The organism is Rathayibacter sp. VKM Ac-2929, assembly GCF_022815495.1.
GTDB classification, from domain to species: domain Bacteria; phylum Actinomycetota; class Actinomycetes; order Actinomycetales; family Microbacteriaceae; genus Rathayibacter; species Rathayibacter festucae.
This window is the reverse complement of record NZ_JALGRV010000001.1, coordinates 19747-35299: the sequence shown is the minus strand read 5'-3', so window position 1 is coordinate 35299 and position 15553 is coordinate 19747. Positions and strand designations below refer to the sequence as shown.

Here is a 15553-nt window from a genome sequence, read left to right as displayed (position 1 = left end):
GGGGTCGTGCTCGATCGTGCCGTCGTGCTGCGGAGGGGATCGGGTCGTCGTCGCTGTCACGCCTGCGTCATCCCACCGTCGACGACGAGCTCGGCGCCGGCGATGAAGCTCGACTCCGCGGTCGCGAGGAAGAGGACCGCCGAGGCGACCTCCTCGGGCCGGCCGATGCGGCCGACCGGGATCTGCGCGGCGACCGCTTGCTCGACGGCTGCAGAGCCTCCGGTGAACTTGTCGAAGCCGGCGGTGGCGATCGGGCCGGGGCTCACCGCGTTGGCGCGGATCCGCCGGTCGGCGAGCTCGGCCGTCAGGGTGCGCGCCAGCGAGCGCACGGCCGCCTTGCTCGCGTTGTAGACGGAGTGCCCGGGCCCGCCGTTGTGCCCGGCGATCGAGGAGACGAGGACGATGCGCCCGCCGTCCGCCATCGCCGGGACGATGCTCCGGGCGGTCAGGAAGGTGCCGCGGAAGTTGAGGTCGCTCACGTGGTCGAACATCTCCGGAGTGGTGTCGACGATCGGCGTCGCCTCCACGTCGCGCCCGGCGTTGAGGACCAGGACGTCGACGGCGCGGCCGTCCTCGCCGACGGCCCGCGCCAGCTCGTCCAGATGCTCGAGCGTCGAGCCGTCGCCGACCACGGTGCGCACGGCACCGCCGCCGTCCTCCCGCAGGGCCTGCGCGCGCTCCTCGCTCGTGCCGGTCGCGATCACGTCGGCCCCCTCGGCGACCAGGCGGAGCACGATCGCCCGCCCGATCCCCGCGGTGCCGGCGGTGACGACGGCGAGCGCCCCGTCCAGCCGGGCGCTCACTTGAGCGCCCCGGCGGCCAGGCCGCGCTCGAAGGAGCGCTGCAGCAGCAGGTACGCGACGATCACCGGGACCGCCGTGATCACCGAGGCGGCCAGGACTCCCGTCTGGTCGTTGGTGTACTGGCTGGTGAAGAACGAGGGCAGCAGGGTCACCACCTGCTTGTCCGGGTCGTTCAGCATCAGCAGCGGCAGCAGGAACGCGTTCCAGCTGTTGATCAGCGTGAGCACCACGATCGCGCCGGCGATCGGCCGGGTCAGCGGCAGGACGATGTACCAGAAGACCTTGACGATGCTCGCCCCGTCGACGCGGCCGGCGTCCATCAGCTCGGTCGGGATGCCGGCGAAGAAGCTCCGGGCCAGCAGGACCGTGAACGGCACCTGCAGCGCGGCCAGCGGCAGGATCACCGCGATCAGCTGGTTGTAGACGTCGAGCGTCGACGCGGTGACGAACAGCGGCGTCAGCAGCACCGCCTCCGGCATGGTCAGCGCCGCGATCAGCAGCCAGAACCACACCTCCTTGCCGCGGATGCGCAGCTTGGCGAAGCCGAAGGCCGCCAGCATCGTGAGGACGTAGACGATCGCGACGGTCGAGACCGCGACGATGATCGTGTTCCGGAAGTAGGTGGGGACGACGCCGGTCGCGAAGACCTTGCCGTAGTTGCCCCAGCCGGCGCCGGCCAGCGAGCCCTGCACCATCGCGACGAGCGCGAAGAGGAACGGGAGGACGATGACGGTCGCGAGCAGCTGCACGCCGATGCGCGAGCGGACCGTGCGGAGTTCGAACACGTCGGGCCTCAGCTCTCGTCGGCGCGGCGCCGCAGGTTCATCAGGACGCCGCCGCCGACGGCGAGGACGAGGAGGGCGATCGAGATCGCGGCCGCGTAGCCGAAGTGCTTCTCCGCGACCATGGTCTGGTAGATGTACGTGCCGAGGAACTCGGTCGCGTGGTTCGGCCCGCCCTTGGTCACCAGGTACGGCACGTCGAAGGTCTTCAGCGCCCCGATGATCCCCAGCGTGGCGAGCGCGATCGTCGTGCCCTTGCACATCGGCCACACGATCGCGACGAGGGTGCGGAGGTTGCTCGCCCCGTCGATCCGGGCCGCCTCGAGGATCTCCGGCTCGATCTGCGCCATCGCGGCGTAGAAGAGGATGAAGGTGAGTCCCGTCCACTGCCAGACGGTGACGGCCATCACGACCGGCATCGCCGTGGCCGGATCCGCGAGCCACGGGTGGGCGAGCCCGCCCAGCCCGACGCCGCGCAGCAGCTGATTGAACTGCCCGTCGACGTCGAAGATCGAGCGGAAGACCGGCGCCATCGACGCCGGAGCGAGGACGGTCGGCACGAAGATCAGCACCTTGTAGAGCGGCGCCAGGGCGATCCGCGAGTGCATGATCGCCGCGAAGGTGAAGCCGACCGCCGTCTGCACCGCGAAGGTGACGACGAAGAAGACCGCCGTGTGCCCGATCGCGCCCCAGAACACGCGGTCCTGGAACATCTGCACGAAGTTGTCCGCGCCCACCGACTCCGACGGGCTCAGGATGAACCCGTTCCAGTCGAGCGTCGACACGTACCCCGTGTAGCCGATGGCGAAGTAGATCATCCCCAGCACGAGGACGATCGCCGGGAGGATCCAGATCATCCCGGGCCCGAGGAGCATCCGCTTCCGCCGGCGCTGCGGGGCGGGCTCCACGCCCCGAGCGGCGCGGTCGGGCGCTCCCGCCCCGGATCTCGCGATGGCCGTTGTCATCTCAGCTCCCTTGCCTGATGCCCGTCGCGGGCGGCCCGGTCGGCCGCCCGCGAGGAGGGTTCGGTCCTACTTCTGGTCGTCGACGACGGACTGCAGACCCTGAAGGGCCTGGTCGATGTCCGTGTCCCCGGAGGCGACGCCGATCAGCGCGTCCCGGAAGGCGGTGTTGAGATCCGCGCTGACCGTCGCGAAGCGCGGGTCGGTCGCGGCGCTCGCCGTCGCCGTGTACTCCTTGAGCGCGTCCAGCTGCGCGTCCGGCGCGACGAGGTCGATGCCGTCCCAGTCGGGCTGCACCCCCGCCAGCGACGGGATGTCGTTCAGCGTGTTCGCGACGGCGGTCTGACCGGCCTCGGAGGTGGTCAGCCAGACGGCGAAGGTGGTCGCCGCGGCCTGCGCGTCGGACTTGGTGCTCACGGCGAGGCCGTAGTCCGCGTCGCCGAACATCTCGCCGACGTTCCCGGTGCCCGCGACGTCCGGGAACTGGATCGGCACCATGGTGAACGGCTCGGGGTCCGCGACGCCGGCGGCCTCCATCGCGGTGATCATCGAGTCGCGGACGGTGTACTGGGTGTACCAGCTGCCCATCATCACCATCGCGTACTTCTCGGACATGAAGGCGTTGTTGGCGTCCGGGTACTGCTGCAGGCCGATGGCGCCCTCCTGCATGATCCCGTCGTCGAAGAGGTCCTTCCAGATCTGCAGGCCCTGCTCGAAGGCGGGATCCGTGTAGTCCATCTCGCCCGCGGCGGCCTTGGCGTAGGCGCCGGGCTCGATGTTCTGCATGATCGCCTCGAAGGTGTCCATGTCGAAGGCCCACTGGCCGGCGCCCTGGACGAAGCAGCCCTTGCCGGCCGCCTCGAGGGTCTGGCAGACCTGCACCCACTCGTCGTAGGTGGTGGGCGCGGTGACGCCGACCTCGTCGAGCATGTCCTGGTTGACCCAGATGCTGCCGGAGTAGACGGCGCCGGCGGAGAGGCCGACCACCTTGTCGTCGACGGCGAGGCCCTCGACGCCCGAGGCGGCCAGCTTGTCCTGCCAGTCCGCGCCGAGCTCCTCCTCGACGGCGGGGCCGAGGTCGATGGCGCCCGCCTGGAAGGTCTCGACGCCGCCGTTCGCAGAGCCCGGTGCGACGTTGAAGACGTCGGGGCCGTCGGCCGAGGTGATGGCCGGGCCGAGCACCGAGTCGTAGCTGTCGATCGGCTTCGAGACGAACTCCACCTCGATGTCCGGGTACTCCTCGTTGAACGAGGCGATCAGCTTGTCCGCCAGCGGCTTGTCCGGGGTCCAGCCCCACCAGGTGATCGAGCCCTCGGTGGCGGAGCCGGGATCGCTCGAGGCTCCTCCCCCGCCGCCGCTGCAGGCGGTGAGCGAGACCGCCAGGACACCGGCCGCGACGAGCGCGGCCCTCCTCGGCCAACCGAACGTCTTCTTCGACATCGCGCTACTCCTTCGCTCCGCGTCGTCGCGGAGTGTCCGTGGATCGAGGTGCGGCGCCGCCTCCTCGGGCGACTCGCAAAACTTGCTTGCAACTTACTGCGCAAGTTGCGCACGAGTTGCAGTGTAAAGTGACGAGGACCGAGAGGTCAAGACCTCGGGAGCTGAGCAGGAAGGCGGTGTCGCATGACGGAATCCGGCGCAACTCTCGCGCAAATCGCCGAGGCGGCGGGCGTCTCCATCCCCACGGTGTCCCGCGTCCTCAACGGCAAGCCCGGCATCTCGGCCCCCAAGCGGCACGAGATCGAGCGCCTGATCGAGGACCACGGCTATGCGCGACGCAAGGCCAAGCGATCCGCGACGCTGATCGACTTCGTCGTCTCCAGCCTCGAGACGCAGTGGGCGACGGAGCTGCTCCGCGGCGCCCAGGCGGAGGCCTCCCGGTCGGGCGTCGACCTGGTGCTCAACGTCACCCACGACGGCGGGGCCGGCGCGCCCGACTGGATCGACCGCATCGCCTCCCGCGGCTCGGACGGCATCGTGCTCGTGGTGTCGGACCTCACGGCGGAGGCGCGCGAGCGGCTCGGGAAGCTGAAGGTGCCGGTCGTCGCCATCGATCCGCAGGGCAGCGACACGGAGTCGTTCGCGACCGTGTCGGCCACCGACTGGGTCGGCGGCCGGGAGGCGACGGAGCACCTGCTCGCGCTCGGCCACCGGCGGATCGGCTTCGTCACCGGCCCGATGGAGCTCGAGTGCCACCAGGACCGCCTGGACGGCTTCACCAGCGCGCTCGGCCGCGCCGGCGTCGAGGCGGCGAAGGAGCTCGTCCGGAACGGCGACTCGCTGATCAGCGGCGGCGTGCGCTTCGGCGGCGAGCTGCTCGACCTCCCGGAGCGCCCCACCGCGATCATCAGCGGCTCCGACGAGCAGGCCTACGGCGTCTACCTCGCGGCCCGCGACCGCGGCCTCCGCGTCCCCGAGGACCTCTCCGTCGTCGGCTTCGACGACGTCGACCTCTGCCGCTGGGTCAGCCCGCAGCTGACCACCGTCCGCCAGCCCCTCTCGAGCATGGCCTCCGAGGCCACCCGCCTCCTGCTCAAGCTCGCGGCCGGCGACCCCGTCGACACCCCCACCGTCCGCCTCGCCTCCACCCTCATCGTCCGCGAGTCCACGGCCGCCCCGGCCGCCTGACGCCCACCCCACGCCGACCGACGCCGCGCCGCCCGAGGAGCGCCCACTGGGCGCGCCCCCTTTTTCATGCTGATCGAGGCGCGGCCTCAGGGCGCGCCGTTCCGTGCTGATCGAGTAGCCCGCTCCGCGGGTCCTCCATGCTGATCGAGTAGCCCGCTCGCGGGCGTATCGAGATCCACCCCTGCACGCCCCCGGTCTCGATACGCCGCTCCGCGGCCACTCGACCAGCATGAACGCGCCGCACCCGCACTACTGCCGATCGAGGAGCCCGCGCTGGGCGCCCGCCTCAGGCTGATCGAGCAGCCCGCCCCGCAGACGTCTCGAGATCCACCCCCGGAGGCATCGCCGCGCACAACATCAGCTGAGAGCACCCGCCCTCCCTCGACAGCGGAGGGACCCCCTTCTCAGCTGATGTTGCGCGCGGCACCTGCAGAAAGCGGCTCATCCCGCCCAGGGCACGACCACGTCGATGATCCAGGTGACCCCGAAGCGGTCGGTCAGCTTGCCGTAGAGCGGCGAGAACACCGACGGCCCGAACGGGACGTGGACGACCGCCCCCTCCGACTCCGCCAGGGCGGTGCCGAGGCGCTCGATCTCCGCGCTCTCGTTGCCCCGCAGCGACACGTAGAACGCGTTCTCGCCGGCCGCGTACGGCAGCGAGTCCTGCACGTCGTACGCCATGACGTGGAACCCGTTCGGCGCCGTCACCTGCCCCCAGGCGATCTGCTCGGACTGGGCGGAACTCTGCCCCGCCTCGACGTCCCCGTAGGGAGCGAGGACGAGGTCGCCCCCGAAGACCGAGTGATAGAACTCGAGCGCCTCCTTCGCGCGGCCGCGGAAGTTGAGGTGCAGGGTGCTGGTGATGCTCACGACGGGTCTCCTCCAGAGATGCGAGTCGCTCCGAACCGCTCGGAGCACCTGCAGTCCACCGCCCGTACCGGTCGGGGATCGTCCGGATCCGCCGGCGCGACCCCCGATCGCTCAACGGCGACCCATCCCCCCCGGCGGCGCTCGTTAGGGAAGTTAGAGCGTTTTAGGAGATCTGGATAAAACGCTCTAACACTCCTAAAATCGAGCCATGGACGCCGTCGACAACCCCTACACCCCGAACGCAGGTGCGAGGCCCGAGATCCTGATCGGTCGCGATGAGCAGACCGAGGCGTTCCGCACTCTTCTTCGCCGCCTCCGACGCGGCAGGACCGATCAATCGATGATCATCACGGGACTGCGCGGGGTCGGCAAGACGGTCCTCCTCAACAGCTTCCGATCGATCGCCCTGCAGGAGAAGTGGGAGGTGATCGAGTTCGAGGCCGTGAAGCACGGCGAAGGCCGCTTCCGTCAGGTCATCGCCTCTCAGCTGAAGGCCGCTCTCCTGCGACTCTCGCCGCGCGCTCGATGGACCGACAGAGGTCGGCACGCCGCGTCCGTCCTGAGTGCGTTCGCGATCTCGGTCGGGGCTGACGGAGCGTGGTCCATCGGCTGGGACGTCCCGCCCGCGGAAGGACTCGCCGACCACAGTGATCTCGGCCTCGATCTGACCGATGTCCTCGTTGCCGTTGGTGAAGCGGCGGGAGAGCAGGGCGAGGGCATCGTCCTCCTGATCGACGAGGTGCAGTTCCTCGATTCGCCGCAGCTCGAAGCGCTCATTCAGGCCATCCACAAGACGGTGCAGCGGAGCCTGCCCGTCACCTTCGTCGGCGCTGGCCTGCCGCAGATCGCTGAACTCGTCGGAGACGCCAAGTCGTACGCGGAACGGCTGTTCAAATTCCCCCGAATCGACTCGCTCGACCACGACGACGCCGCTGCCGCACTGCGAGAGCCGGCCGCCGCCGAGGGAGCCGTCTGGGACGACGACGCGGTCGAGCTCGCCGTCGCGATCACGAGCGGTTACCCGTACTTTCTGCAGGAGCTGGGCTACCAGGTCTGGACAGTCGCAGAGAACGACCGGATCCACGGGGAGGACGTCGAACTCGCTCGTGACGCGTACGAGGCCAAACTTGACAGCTCCTTCTTCCGCGTCCGGCTCGACCGGGCCACGCCACTGCAGACCGCCTACATGCGCGCCATGGCGGAGCTGGGACCGGAACCGCAGAAGGCGGGCGACGTCGCCGTCCTCCTCGAGCGATCGTCGCAGCAGCTGGGACCCACCCGTGCCGAGCTGATCGAGATGGGGCTCCTGTTCACGCCTCAGCACGGCTACGCCGCTTTCACCGTTCCCGACTTCGACCGCTTCATGAAACGGGCTGTCCCGACCCTCGAGGTGCCGCCTCTCGTCAGTCGAGGTTCTCGACGGGCTCAGCCCAGCGACGGTTAGGCCGGCTCTCGCTACCGGCGGCCGGCTGAACAGCGTCTCTCAGCGCTGCTGTTCGACCGCACTCTCGCCCGGCGCCGGCTCACGGCGGTCGAAGGCCGGATCAGGCCGCGCATCGGGCTCCCCGGGCTCGACCTCTAGGTACTGCGCCGAGATCGTGCGGTACGAGCGGGTGAGCATCGCCGCGCCGGCCGCGACCACCATGACCGCCCCGCCGATCAGGAACACGAGCGCGATCCCCCGACCGACCCCGTCGCCCAGCAGCCAGCCGTACGCCGCCCGCCCGTCGGCCGACTCCATGTACGGGATCAGCGCGAACTCCGCGATCGGCGCGATCAGGAACGCGGTGATCGGCGCCGCCGCCGACTCCAGCGCCGCCGCGAAGCCGAAGACCCGCCCCTGCGTCTCGAACGGCACGACCTTCTGCACGACGGTCTGCTCCGCCGCCTCGACCGCGGGGATCAGCGTCATGTAGACCCAGATGCCGCCGGCGTACAGCCACCACCAGTCGCGGAGGGTGAAGACCGCGCCGATCACGCCCATCGCCATCACGAGCAGCAGCATCGTCCGGATCGGATTCCGGCCGAGCCCGAGCTTCGCCACCAGCAGCCCGCCGATGATGAAGCCGGTCGCGGTCACGCCGAGCACGACGCCCCACAGCTCCACCGGGAACAGCTCGAGTCCGTAGGGATCCATCAGCGCGAGGTACACGCCGCCGATCAGGTTGTTGAAGGTCGAGAAGACGATCAGCGCGAAGAGCCCGGTCGCCGCCCGCACCGCCGTGATGCTCCCCCGCAGATCGATCAGCGGGGCCCGCGAGCCGGCCGCCGCGGGGATCGCCTCGGCGATCCGCAGGAACAGCAGGTGCACGAGCGCCGCGGCGGAGACGCCGATCGCGATCAGCAGCGTCCAGCCCATGCCGAGCAGGCCGATCGAGAGCCCGCTGAACACGCTCGTGACCACGAAGGCGAGCCCCTGCACCGTGCCGACCAGGCCGTTCGCGTTCGCGTGGCGCTCCACCGGCACCATCAGCGTCACGGTCGTGGACAGGGCGATGTTCCGCATGTTCTCGATCACCGCGCCGAACAGGACCGTGCCGGAGAAGACCCAGAACCAGGGCCCGCCGAAGTCCAGCAGCGTCGCCTCCGGCAGAGCGAGGTACAGGCCGCCGGCGACGCCGAACGACACCAGCGTCACCGCCCCGGCGAACACCATCACCCGGTGCTTCCGGTGCCGGTCCACGATCGTGCCGAAGGCCATCGCGAAGACCGCGACGAGCAGCATGTACGCGCCGCCGATGATCCCGGTGGCGAGCACCGACCGCGTCTCGAGGTACACCCAGAAGGTCAGCGCGAACCAGAGGAAGCTCGTCGTCACGTTCGCGACCGCGGTGTTGACGAGGATCCAGCCGAAGGTGCGCAGGCTCGCCGCGCTCGGCTCCGCGGCGGGTGCGCCGGCGGCGTCGGGGACGGTCGAGGACATGGCTTCCCTCCGCTCGGCGACGGCCGGTCCGGAGTCGTCCCGGACCGCCGTCGCAGCCACTGTAGGCCCGCGCCGCCGACCGGTCGAGAGGCGACCGGGCGCGGACGCGGCGTCTCCGCGGACGCCGTCGCGTCACTCCGCTCGCGGCAGCGCCACCCCCATCCGGTAGAACCGGTCCGCCGTCCCCGCGAACACCGCGAGCCGCTCGGGCGGCGAGAGCTGCGCCGTCAGCGCGTCGAACGCCGAGTACAGCTCGGTGAAGGAGCTGTAGAGCCCGTCCACGGGGAAGTTGCTGCCGAACATCGACCGGTCCGGACCGAAGACCTCCAGGGTCTCGAGGACGAACGGCGCGATCGACTCCCGGGTCCAGGAGTGGTCGTTGGTGCCGAGCGCCGAGATCTTGACGACGGTGTTCTCCTGCGCGGCGACCGCGGCCAGGCCCGCGCGCCACTCGGCGACCGACTCCGGATCGCGCCCGATCGGCATGCCCAGGTGATCGAGCACGATCGCCGTCTCCGGGAAGTCCGCGGCGAGCGCCGCCGCCTCCGCGAGCTGCGAGGGGAACACCTGCAGATCGAACGAGAGCCCCAGCCCCTGCAGCCGGCCGAAGTTCGCCCGCCAGACCGGATCGCCGAGGACGTCGCCCCGGTCCCGGTGGCTGTAGACCGGGTCCGGATGCCAGTTCAGGATGTCGCGGACACCGCGTGTGACCGAGAACGCGGCGTGCTCCTCGAGCAGCCGCGGCGCCTCCGGATCGAGCAGCGACACGTGCGCGACGTGGACGGTCGGCACCGTGCTCTCCCGGGCGAGCGCGTCGATCCACGCGGTCTCGGCGAGCGCGTCGGCGGCACCGTTCTCGACGTGCACCGAGGCGAGCAGCGTCACGTCGCAGGCGTCCGCGCGGTAGTCGTCGACGCTGTAGGAACGGCGGAGCGGGCGGTCGTCGCCGTGGTAGCGGAACGGCTCGGCGGGTCCCTCCAGCCACGGGTACGAGCGGCGCAGGTCGGTGAGGTGGTGGTGCGCGTCGATGACGACGAGGTCAGGCATGCGGCTCCTCCGGTCGGCGGGCGAGCCCGGCGAGCGTGCGGTGCACGCCGGTGTGGTCGAGGTCGCCGTCGCCCTCGGCGATCATCCTCTCGAACAGCGCGGTCACCGCGGCGGTGGTCGGCAGTGCGACGCCCTCGGCGGCGGCGGACTCGGCGACGAAGCGCAGGTCCTTGAGCTGGTTGCGGGCGCTGCCGCCCTCGGCGAAGTCCTCGTCGAGCCACTTGCGGCTCTTCTGCTCCAGCACCGCGGTGCGCGCCAGCCCGCCCTGCAGCAGCTCGACGACCGTCGCCGGGTCGAGACCGGCGCTCCGGGCGAGCAGCAGCGCCTCCGACACCACGGCGACCGTGCCGGCGACGACGATCTGGTTGCAGAGCTTGGCGGTGGCACCCGCTCCGCTCGGCCCGAGGTGGCGGACCGTGCGGCCGAGCCGCTCGAAGACGGGGAGCACGCGGGCCACCGGCTCGTCGGCACCGCCGACCATGATGCTGAGCGTCGCGTCGCGGGCGCCGACCGTTCCCCCGCTGAGCGGGGCGTCGACCACCTGCACGCCGTGCTCCGCGGCGAGGCGGCGGGCGAGAGCCGCGACCGCGATCGGCGAGACGGTGCCGTGCACGACGAGCACCGGAGCGGCGATCCCCGCCGCGCGCCAGCCGGCGAGCAGGCCGTCCTCGCCCTCGAGCAGCGACTCGACCTGCACCAGATCGGGCAGCACGGTCAGCACGACGTCGCCGGCCGCCGCCGCGGGGGTCGGCGCGACCACGGCGCCGAGCTCCGCGAAGGGGGCGGCCCGCGACGCCGTCCGGTTCCAGACCGTCAGCGACGCGGCCGCGAGCAGGTTCCGCGCCATCGGCGCGCCCATCGGCCCGAGGCCGAGCAGCGAGAGCCTCATGCGCCGGACCCCGCGGGCGCCACGTCGGCGAGCTCCTGCGGTGCGACGTCGTCGAGGAGCACCCGCGCCTCGAAGCCGAGCAGCTCGCGGGAGCGGGTCAGCTCGAGCCCGACCGCGCGCCCCTCGAGCCGCCCGCGCGGGACGTCCGGGGCGATCGCGTCGAGCGCGTCCGCGGTGCTCCCGCGCAGATAGGTGAGCGGAGCGGCCACCAGGATCCCCGGCGCCGGCGGCGTCTCGTGCAGCAGCGCCGCGAGCACGGCCCGCGCCGAGTCGGCGGCGTCGAGATAGCTCCAGCCCTCCGCCGCCTGCCGTCGCGGGTCGGCCGCCAGCACCGCTCGCAGATGCGCGCCGAACACGCGGCCGCCGTCCACGGTGATGTCGCGGACCAGCGGGTAGCGCAGCCCGGTGAGGCTCAGCCCCCAGGTCGCGTGCGCCATCCGCGCCGCGTCCTCGGTCGCGAGCTTCGACAGCGAGTACTCGTCCGAGATCCGCGGCTGCGCGTCCTCGGAGTAGGGGAAGACGGGCGGCAGCACCTGCTCGGCGCCGAGCGGGTAGCCGTTCGCGTTGATGCTCGAGGCGTAGACGACCTCCGCGACCCCGGCCGCGGCGGCGGCGGCGAACACCGCGAAGCTGCCCACCGCGTTCACCCGGTAGGTCTCGACCGCGTCCGCCATGCCCAGCCCGGCGTAGCCGCCCAGGTGCACCACCGCGTCCTGCCCGGCCACCGCCTCCGCCAGCACGGCCGGGTCGGTCACGTCGCCGACGATCGAGCGGACGTCCGCGTCCGACGCGACCCGGTCCAGGACGGTGACCATCGCCCCCTCCGCCAGCAGCGCCGCGACCGTGGGCCGGCCGATCAGGCCGCAGCCGCCCGTCACCAGGACGCGGGCCCCGTCGAGCGTCGTCAGCCGCGCCGTCGCGCTCCGGCGCGCCGTCATGCGCGCACGGACGGCGTCGACTCGGTGGGCGGCGCCGCGACGTCCTCGCGCTGCTTCTTCCGGCCCCGCGAGAGCATCGGCCAGCCCTTGCTGCCCTGGTCGAGGGTGACCGCGATGAGGACGACGAGTCCGGTCACGATCTGCTCGTAGAAGCTCGGCACGTTCAGCAGCACCAGGCCGTTGGTGAGAGCGCCGAGGATCAGCGCGCCGACCAGGGTGCCCGCGATGCGGCCCTCGCCGCCCATCAGGTTCGCGCCGCCGATGACCGCGGCCGCGATCGCGGTCAGCTGGTACGGGCTGCCCGCGTCCGGCTGCGCCGCGTTGATCCGGGCGACGATCACCAGGCCGGCCAGCGCCGAGAGACCACCGGAGATGCAGTACACCGCGATCTTCACCCGGTGCACCCGCACGCCGGAGAGCCAGGCGGTCTCCTCGCTGCCGCCCACCGCGATCACGTTCTGGCCGAAGACGGTCTTGCGCAGCAGCAGCCAGGCCGCGATGCCGACGACCGCCACGATCAGCACGACGACGGGCACACCGCCGACGTAGCTGTTGAGCAGCAGGATGAACTCCTTCGGCACGTCGTAGACCGGCTTGCCGTTCGTGGCGACGTACGCGCCGCCCTGGAAGACGCTCATCGTGCCGAGCGTCGCGATGAACGGCGGCAGGTTCAGCTTGGTGACCAGCAGCCCGTTGATCCCGCCGCAGACGAGGCCGAGGACGATGCCCGCGGCCAGCCCGAGCAGCGGCGGCACCCCGCCGTTGACCAGCAGCGACGCACTGACGATGCCGACGAAGCTCGCCATCGCGCCGACCGCGAGGTCGATGCCGCCGGTGATGATGACGAAGGTCAGCCCGATGCCGATGATCGCGTTCACGCTCGCCGACACCGCGACGTCGCGGAGATTGCCGAGGGTGAGGAAGTTGGGGTTCAGGACGCCGAGGACGACGAAGAGGACGACCGCGGCGAGGTAGATGCCGAAGGCCTGCAGGTTGAAGGAGCGGCGGGGCGGCGTGGCGACGCCCCCGGTCTCGGGGGAGGTCATGAGATTCCTTTCGCGACGCCCATGGCGTTGGTGACGATGCTGTGCTCGGTGATGTCGTCGCCGACGTGCTCGGAGACGAAGCGGCCCGCCCTCATGACGAGGACCCGGTCGCTGAGGGAGATGATCTCGGGCAGGTCGCTCGAGACGACGATCACGGCGTGCCCCTCGGAGGCGAGCTGGTCGATGAGCTCGTAGATCTCGACCTTGCCGCCGACGTCGACGCCCTTGGTCGGCTCGTCGAAGAGGAAGACGCTCGCGCCGAGCCAGATCCACTTCGCGATCACGATCTTCTGCTGGTTCCCGCCGGAGAACTGGCGGGCGTTCAGCCGGACGTCGGCCGGGCGCAGCGACATCCGCCGGCCCATCTCCTCCGCCGTCGCGATCTGCCGCTTCGTGCTGATGAACGGACCGAAGCCGTTGAGCTGCCGATCGGAGGTGAGGGCGACGTTCGCGTAGGCCGGGGTCTGCAGCACGAGTCCCTGGTGCTTGCGGTCCTCCGGGATGAAGGCGATCCCCGCGTCGCGGCTGTCGCGCGGCGAGCGCACCTTGAGCGTGCGGCCGGCGAGCCGGACCGTGCCCTCGCTGCCCTCGTCGGCGCGGATCAGCGCGCGGAGGAACTCGGTGCGCCCCGAGCCGACCAGGCCCGCGATGCCGACGACCTCGCCGCGCCGCACCTGGATCGACTCCGGCCCGACGCCGCTCGGGTGCGTGACGCCGGAGGCCTCGAAATGCACCTCGGCGTCCGCGGCGACCGGGTGCCGCCGCTCGAACGAGAGCAGCTCGCGCCCGACCATCCGCCGGACGATGTCCTCGGAGGACGTCTCGGCGATCGGCGCGTCGTAGGCGGGCCGCCCGTCGCGGAGGACGACGACCGTGTCCGAGACGCTCATCACCTCCGGCATCTTGTGCGAGACGTAGATCACGCCGACGCCCCGCCCGTGCGCGATCTCGCGCACCCGGGTCAGCACGCCCTCGACGTTGTGCTCGAGCATGCTGGTCGTCGGCTCGTCCAGAGCGACGATCTTGGCCCCGAAGGCGAACGCCCGCGCGATGGTGAGCGCGTGCCGCTGCGCCGGGCTGAGCCGGCCGACCGGCGTCCGCCCGTCCATCGGGAAGCCCATCCGGTGGACGTCCTGGAGGGCCTGGTCGAGGTCGTCCTGAGCGGAGGCGCGCTGCGTGCGCGTGCGCCCGAGCAGCAGGTTCTGCGTCACCGTGAGCTGGGGCACGATGGCCGGCTCCTGGTGCGCGATCCGCACCCCCTCCGCGAGTGCCTGGCGCGAGGTGTACTCCATCCGCCGCACGCCGTCGATGGTGATCGAGCCGCGGTCGGGGCGGAGGGCGCCGCCGAGGATGTTGAGCAGGGTGCTCTTCCCCGCGCCGTTCTCGCCCGCGAGGGTGCGGATCTCCCCGCGTTCGAGGGTGAAGCTCACGCCGTCCAGGGCGCGGACGCCGGGGAACGACTTCGCGATGCCGCGGACCTCGAGCAGATGCTCGGCCATGTTCCGTCTTCTTTCCTGATCGAGAGGGGCCTTGCCGGGAGTGCGCTCCGCCGGAGGGGTCTCCGGCGGAGCGCGGGGGTCAGCCGCGGGTCACGGCATCCCGGTCTCGTAGTCGGCGACGTTCTCGCTGTCGATGATGAAGGCCGGCACGTCGATCCAGCCCGGGACCTCCTTGCCGGCGAGGAGCCAGAGCGCGGCGTCCACGCCGGTCGCGCCCTCCGTCGTCGGCAGCTCGCTGACGGTGGCGGTGTAGTCGCCGGCCAGGATCTGCTTCTTGGCCTGCGGGATGCCGTCGGTGCCGACGAGGATCACCTTCCCGGTGAGGCCCTTCGCGTCGATGGCGGCCTGCACGCCGAGCGCCATGCCGTCGTTCTGCGAGTAGAACGCCTTGATGTCGGGGTTCGCGGTGAGCATCGTGGTCGCGATCTCCTGCGCCTTGGTCTGGTCCCACGAGGCGGTCTGCGAGGCGACGAGCTCGAGGTTCTCGTGCTTCGCGAGCGCGGCCGTGAAGCCGTCGCCGCGGTTGATCGCGTTGGAGGAGCCGGGGTCGCCCTCGATCATCGCGACCTGGCCGCCGTCCGGCAGCAGGTCGGCGATGTAGTCCGCGGCCGTGGCGCCGATGGTGGTCGCGTCGGGGCCGACGTAGACGACGCCGGGGACGTCGCTCTTCGCGTCGTTCAGCACGACGGCCGGGATGCCGTCGGCGAGGGCGGACTCGAAGACCGAGTCGAGGCCGGTCGCCGAGATGGGCGAGGCGAGGATCGCGGTGCAGCCCTGGTTCATCGCGCTCTTGGCCTTGTCGAGCTGCTCGGTGATCGAGGACTCGTCCGTGACGTCGAAGGTCTGGTAGTCGACGCCGAGCTCCTTCGCGCGGTTCTCGAAGCCGTCGCGCTCGTAGCCCCAGAACTCGTTCGAGAGGGTGCGGGTGATGTAGCAGAGCTTGGCGCCGTCGGGGACGGCCGGGTCGCCGAGCGAGGAGGTGACCTCGTCGACCGGGGTCTGCGCGGAGGAGTCGACGAGCGACACGATGTCGGCGCCGGAGCCGCCGGCGGCGGCACCTCCGCCGTCGCCGTCGGGCGAGGCCGAGCAGCCGACGAGGAGCGTCAGTGAGGCGAGCCCGGCGAGGGCGGCGCCGGTGGCGCGGGTGGGGAAGGACATGGGAGGGG

Annotated in this window: 14 protein-coding genes; 2 read left to right on the top strand and 12 right to left on the bottom strand. The window is 71.2% G+C overall.

What is annotated here, in order from left to right; translation table 11 throughout:
• Positions 1–56 precede the first annotated feature (56 nt).
• The 4 genes from MT355_RS00165 to MT355_RS00150 form a co-directional block, all read right to left on the bottom strand.
• On the bottom strand, positions 57–803 hold the full coding sequence (locus MT355_RS00165) for an SDR family NAD(P)-dependent oxidoreductase (RefSeq protein ID WP_243598086.1): 747 nt from the start codon (positions 801–803) through the stop codon (positions 57–59).
• Positions 800–1588 (bottom strand): carbohydrate ABC transporter permease, encoded by a 789-nt coding sequence (locus MT355_RS00160; protein WP_123446885.1) that lies wholly within the window; start codon positions 1586–1588, stop codon positions 800–802. The genes MT355_RS00165 and MT355_RS00160 overlap by 4 nt, the downstream gene beginning before the upstream one ends.
• 8 nt (positions 1589–1596) lie before the next feature.
• Complete coding sequence (locus MT355_RS00155; RefSeq protein WP_208110594.1) at positions 1597–2550, bottom strand: carbohydrate ABC transporter permease; 954 nt, start codon at positions 2548–2550, stop codon at positions 1597–1599.
• A 66-nt stretch (positions 2551–2616) separates the two neighbouring features.
• Complete coding sequence (locus MT355_RS00150; RefSeq protein ID WP_243598085.1) at positions 2617–3987, bottom strand: ABC transporter substrate-binding protein; 1371 nt, start codon at positions 3985–3987, stop codon at positions 2617–2619.
• Positions 3988–4170: 183 nt separating this feature from the next.
• Here MT355_RS00150 and MT355_RS00145 point away from each other — a divergent pair, with 183 nt between their 5' ends.
• Positions 4171–5175 carry a LacI family DNA-binding transcriptional regulator gene (locus tag MT355_RS00145; RefSeq protein ID WP_243598084.1) on the top strand — a complete coding sequence of 335 codons (1005 nt, stop codon included), beginning with the start codon at positions 4171–4173 and terminating at the stop codon, positions 5173–5175.
• A gap of 441 nt (positions 5176–5616) precedes the next feature.
• Here the strand turns inward: MT355_RS00145 and MT355_RS00140 are convergent, their stop codons facing one another.
• Positions 5617–6045, bottom strand: coding sequence for a VOC family protein (locus MT355_RS00140; protein WP_243598083.1), 429 nt, complete (start codon positions 6043–6045; stop codon positions 5617–5619).
• 208 nt (positions 6046–6253) lie between these two features.
• Between MT355_RS00140 and MT355_RS00135 the strand changes: the two genes are divergently transcribed.
• Complete coding sequence (locus tag MT355_RS00135; protein ID WP_243598082.1) at positions 6254–7489, top strand: AAA family ATPase; 1236 nt, start codon at positions 6254–6256, stop codon at positions 7487–7489.
• A gap of 39 nt (positions 7490–7528) precedes the next feature.
• Here the strand turns inward: MT355_RS00135 and MT355_RS00130 are convergent, their stop codons facing one another.
• From MT355_RS00130 to MT355_RS00100, 7 genes are all read right to left on the bottom strand, one after another.
• Positions 7529–8968: an MFS transporter gene (locus MT355_RS00130; RefSeq protein ID WP_279391981.1), complete on the bottom strand. Its 1440-nt coding sequence runs from the start codon at positions 8966–8968 to the stop codon at positions 7529–7531.
• A 132-nt stretch (positions 8969–9100) separates the two neighbouring features.
• Entirely contained in the window at positions 9101–10015 is a 915-nt protein-coding gene (locus MT355_RS00125; RefSeq protein WP_243598081.1) for an amidohydrolase, read from the bottom strand.
• Positions 10008–10904 (bottom strand): NAD(P)-dependent oxidoreductase, encoded by an 897-nt coding sequence (locus tag MT355_RS00120; protein ID WP_243598080.1) that lies wholly within the window; start codon positions 10902–10904, stop codon positions 10008–10010. Before MT355_RS00120 ends, MT355_RS00125 begins: the two co-directional genes overlap by 8 nt.
• Positions 10901–11842 (bottom strand): NAD(P)-dependent oxidoreductase, encoded by a 942-nt coding sequence (locus MT355_RS00115; protein ID WP_243598079.1) that lies wholly within the window; start codon positions 11840–11842, stop codon positions 10901–10903. Before MT355_RS00115 ends, MT355_RS00120 begins: the two co-directional genes overlap by 4 nt.
• Positions 11839–12888 carry an ABC transporter permease gene (locus MT355_RS00110; RefSeq protein WP_123446898.1) on the bottom strand — a complete coding sequence of 350 codons (1050 nt, stop codon included), beginning with the start codon at positions 12886–12888 and terminating at the stop codon, positions 11839–11841. Before MT355_RS00110 ends, MT355_RS00115 begins: the two co-directional genes overlap by 4 nt.
• The gene (locus MT355_RS00105) at positions 12885–14387 is read right to left on the bottom strand and encodes a sugar ABC transporter ATP-binding protein (protein ID WP_243598078.1); all 1503 of its coding nucleotides are present in this window, start codon (positions 14385–14387) and stop codon (positions 12885–12887) included. The genes MT355_RS00110 and MT355_RS00105 overlap by 4 nt, the downstream gene beginning before the upstream one ends.
• Before the next feature lie 90 nt (positions 14388–14477).
• Positions 14478–15545, bottom strand: coding sequence for a substrate-binding domain-containing protein (locus MT355_RS00100; protein ID WP_123706477.1), 1068 nt, complete (start codon positions 15543–15545; stop codon positions 14478–14480).
• Positions 15546–15553: the final 8 nt, after the last annotated feature.

Excerpts from the sequence above, each read along its gene's own strand:
- MT355_RS00155 (WP_208110594.1), bottom strand. The coding sequence starts at position 2,550 with ATGACAACGGCCATCGCGAGATCCGGGGCGGGAGCGCCCGACCGCGCC.
- MT355_RS00150 (WP_243598085.1), bottom strand. The coding sequence starts at position 3,987 with ATGTCGAAGAAGACGTTCGGTTGGCCGAGGAGGGCCGCGCTCGTCGCG.
- MT355_RS00145 (WP_243598084.1), top strand. The coding sequence starts at position 4,171 with ATGACGGAATCCGGCGCAACTCTCGCGCAAATCGCCGAGGCGGCGGGC.
- MT355_RS00135 (WP_243598082.1), top strand. The coding sequence starts at position 6,254 with ATGGACGCCGTCGACAACCCCTACACCCCGAACGCAGGTGCGAGGCCC.
- MT355_RS00130 (WP_279391981.1), bottom strand. The coding sequence starts at position 8,968 with ATGTCCTCGACCGTCCCCGACGCCGCCGGCGCACCCGCCGCGGAGCCG.
- MT355_RS00125 (WP_243598081.1), bottom strand. The coding sequence starts at position 10,015 with ATGCCTGACCTCGTCGTCATCGACGCGCACCACCACCTCACCGACCTG.
- MT355_RS00120 (WP_243598080.1), bottom strand. The coding sequence starts at position 10,904 with ATGAGGCTCTCGCTGCTCGGCCTCGGGCCGATGGGCGCGCCGATGGCG.
- MT355_RS00115 (WP_243598079.1), bottom strand. The coding sequence starts at position 11,842 with ATGACGGCGCGCCGGAGCGCGACGGCGCGGCTGACGACGCTCGACGGG.
- MT355_RS00110 (WP_123446898.1), bottom strand. The coding sequence starts at position 12,888 with ATGACCTCCCCCGAGACCGGGGGCGTCGCCACGCCGCCCCGCCGCTCC.
- MT355_RS00105 (WP_243598078.1), bottom strand. The coding sequence starts at position 14,387 with ATGGCCGAGCATCTGCTCGAGGTCCGCGGCATCGCGAAGTCGTTCCCC.
- MT355_RS00100 (WP_123706477.1), bottom strand. The coding sequence starts at position 15,545 with ATGTCCTTCCCCACCCGCGCCACCGGCGCCGCCCTCGCCGGGCTCGCC.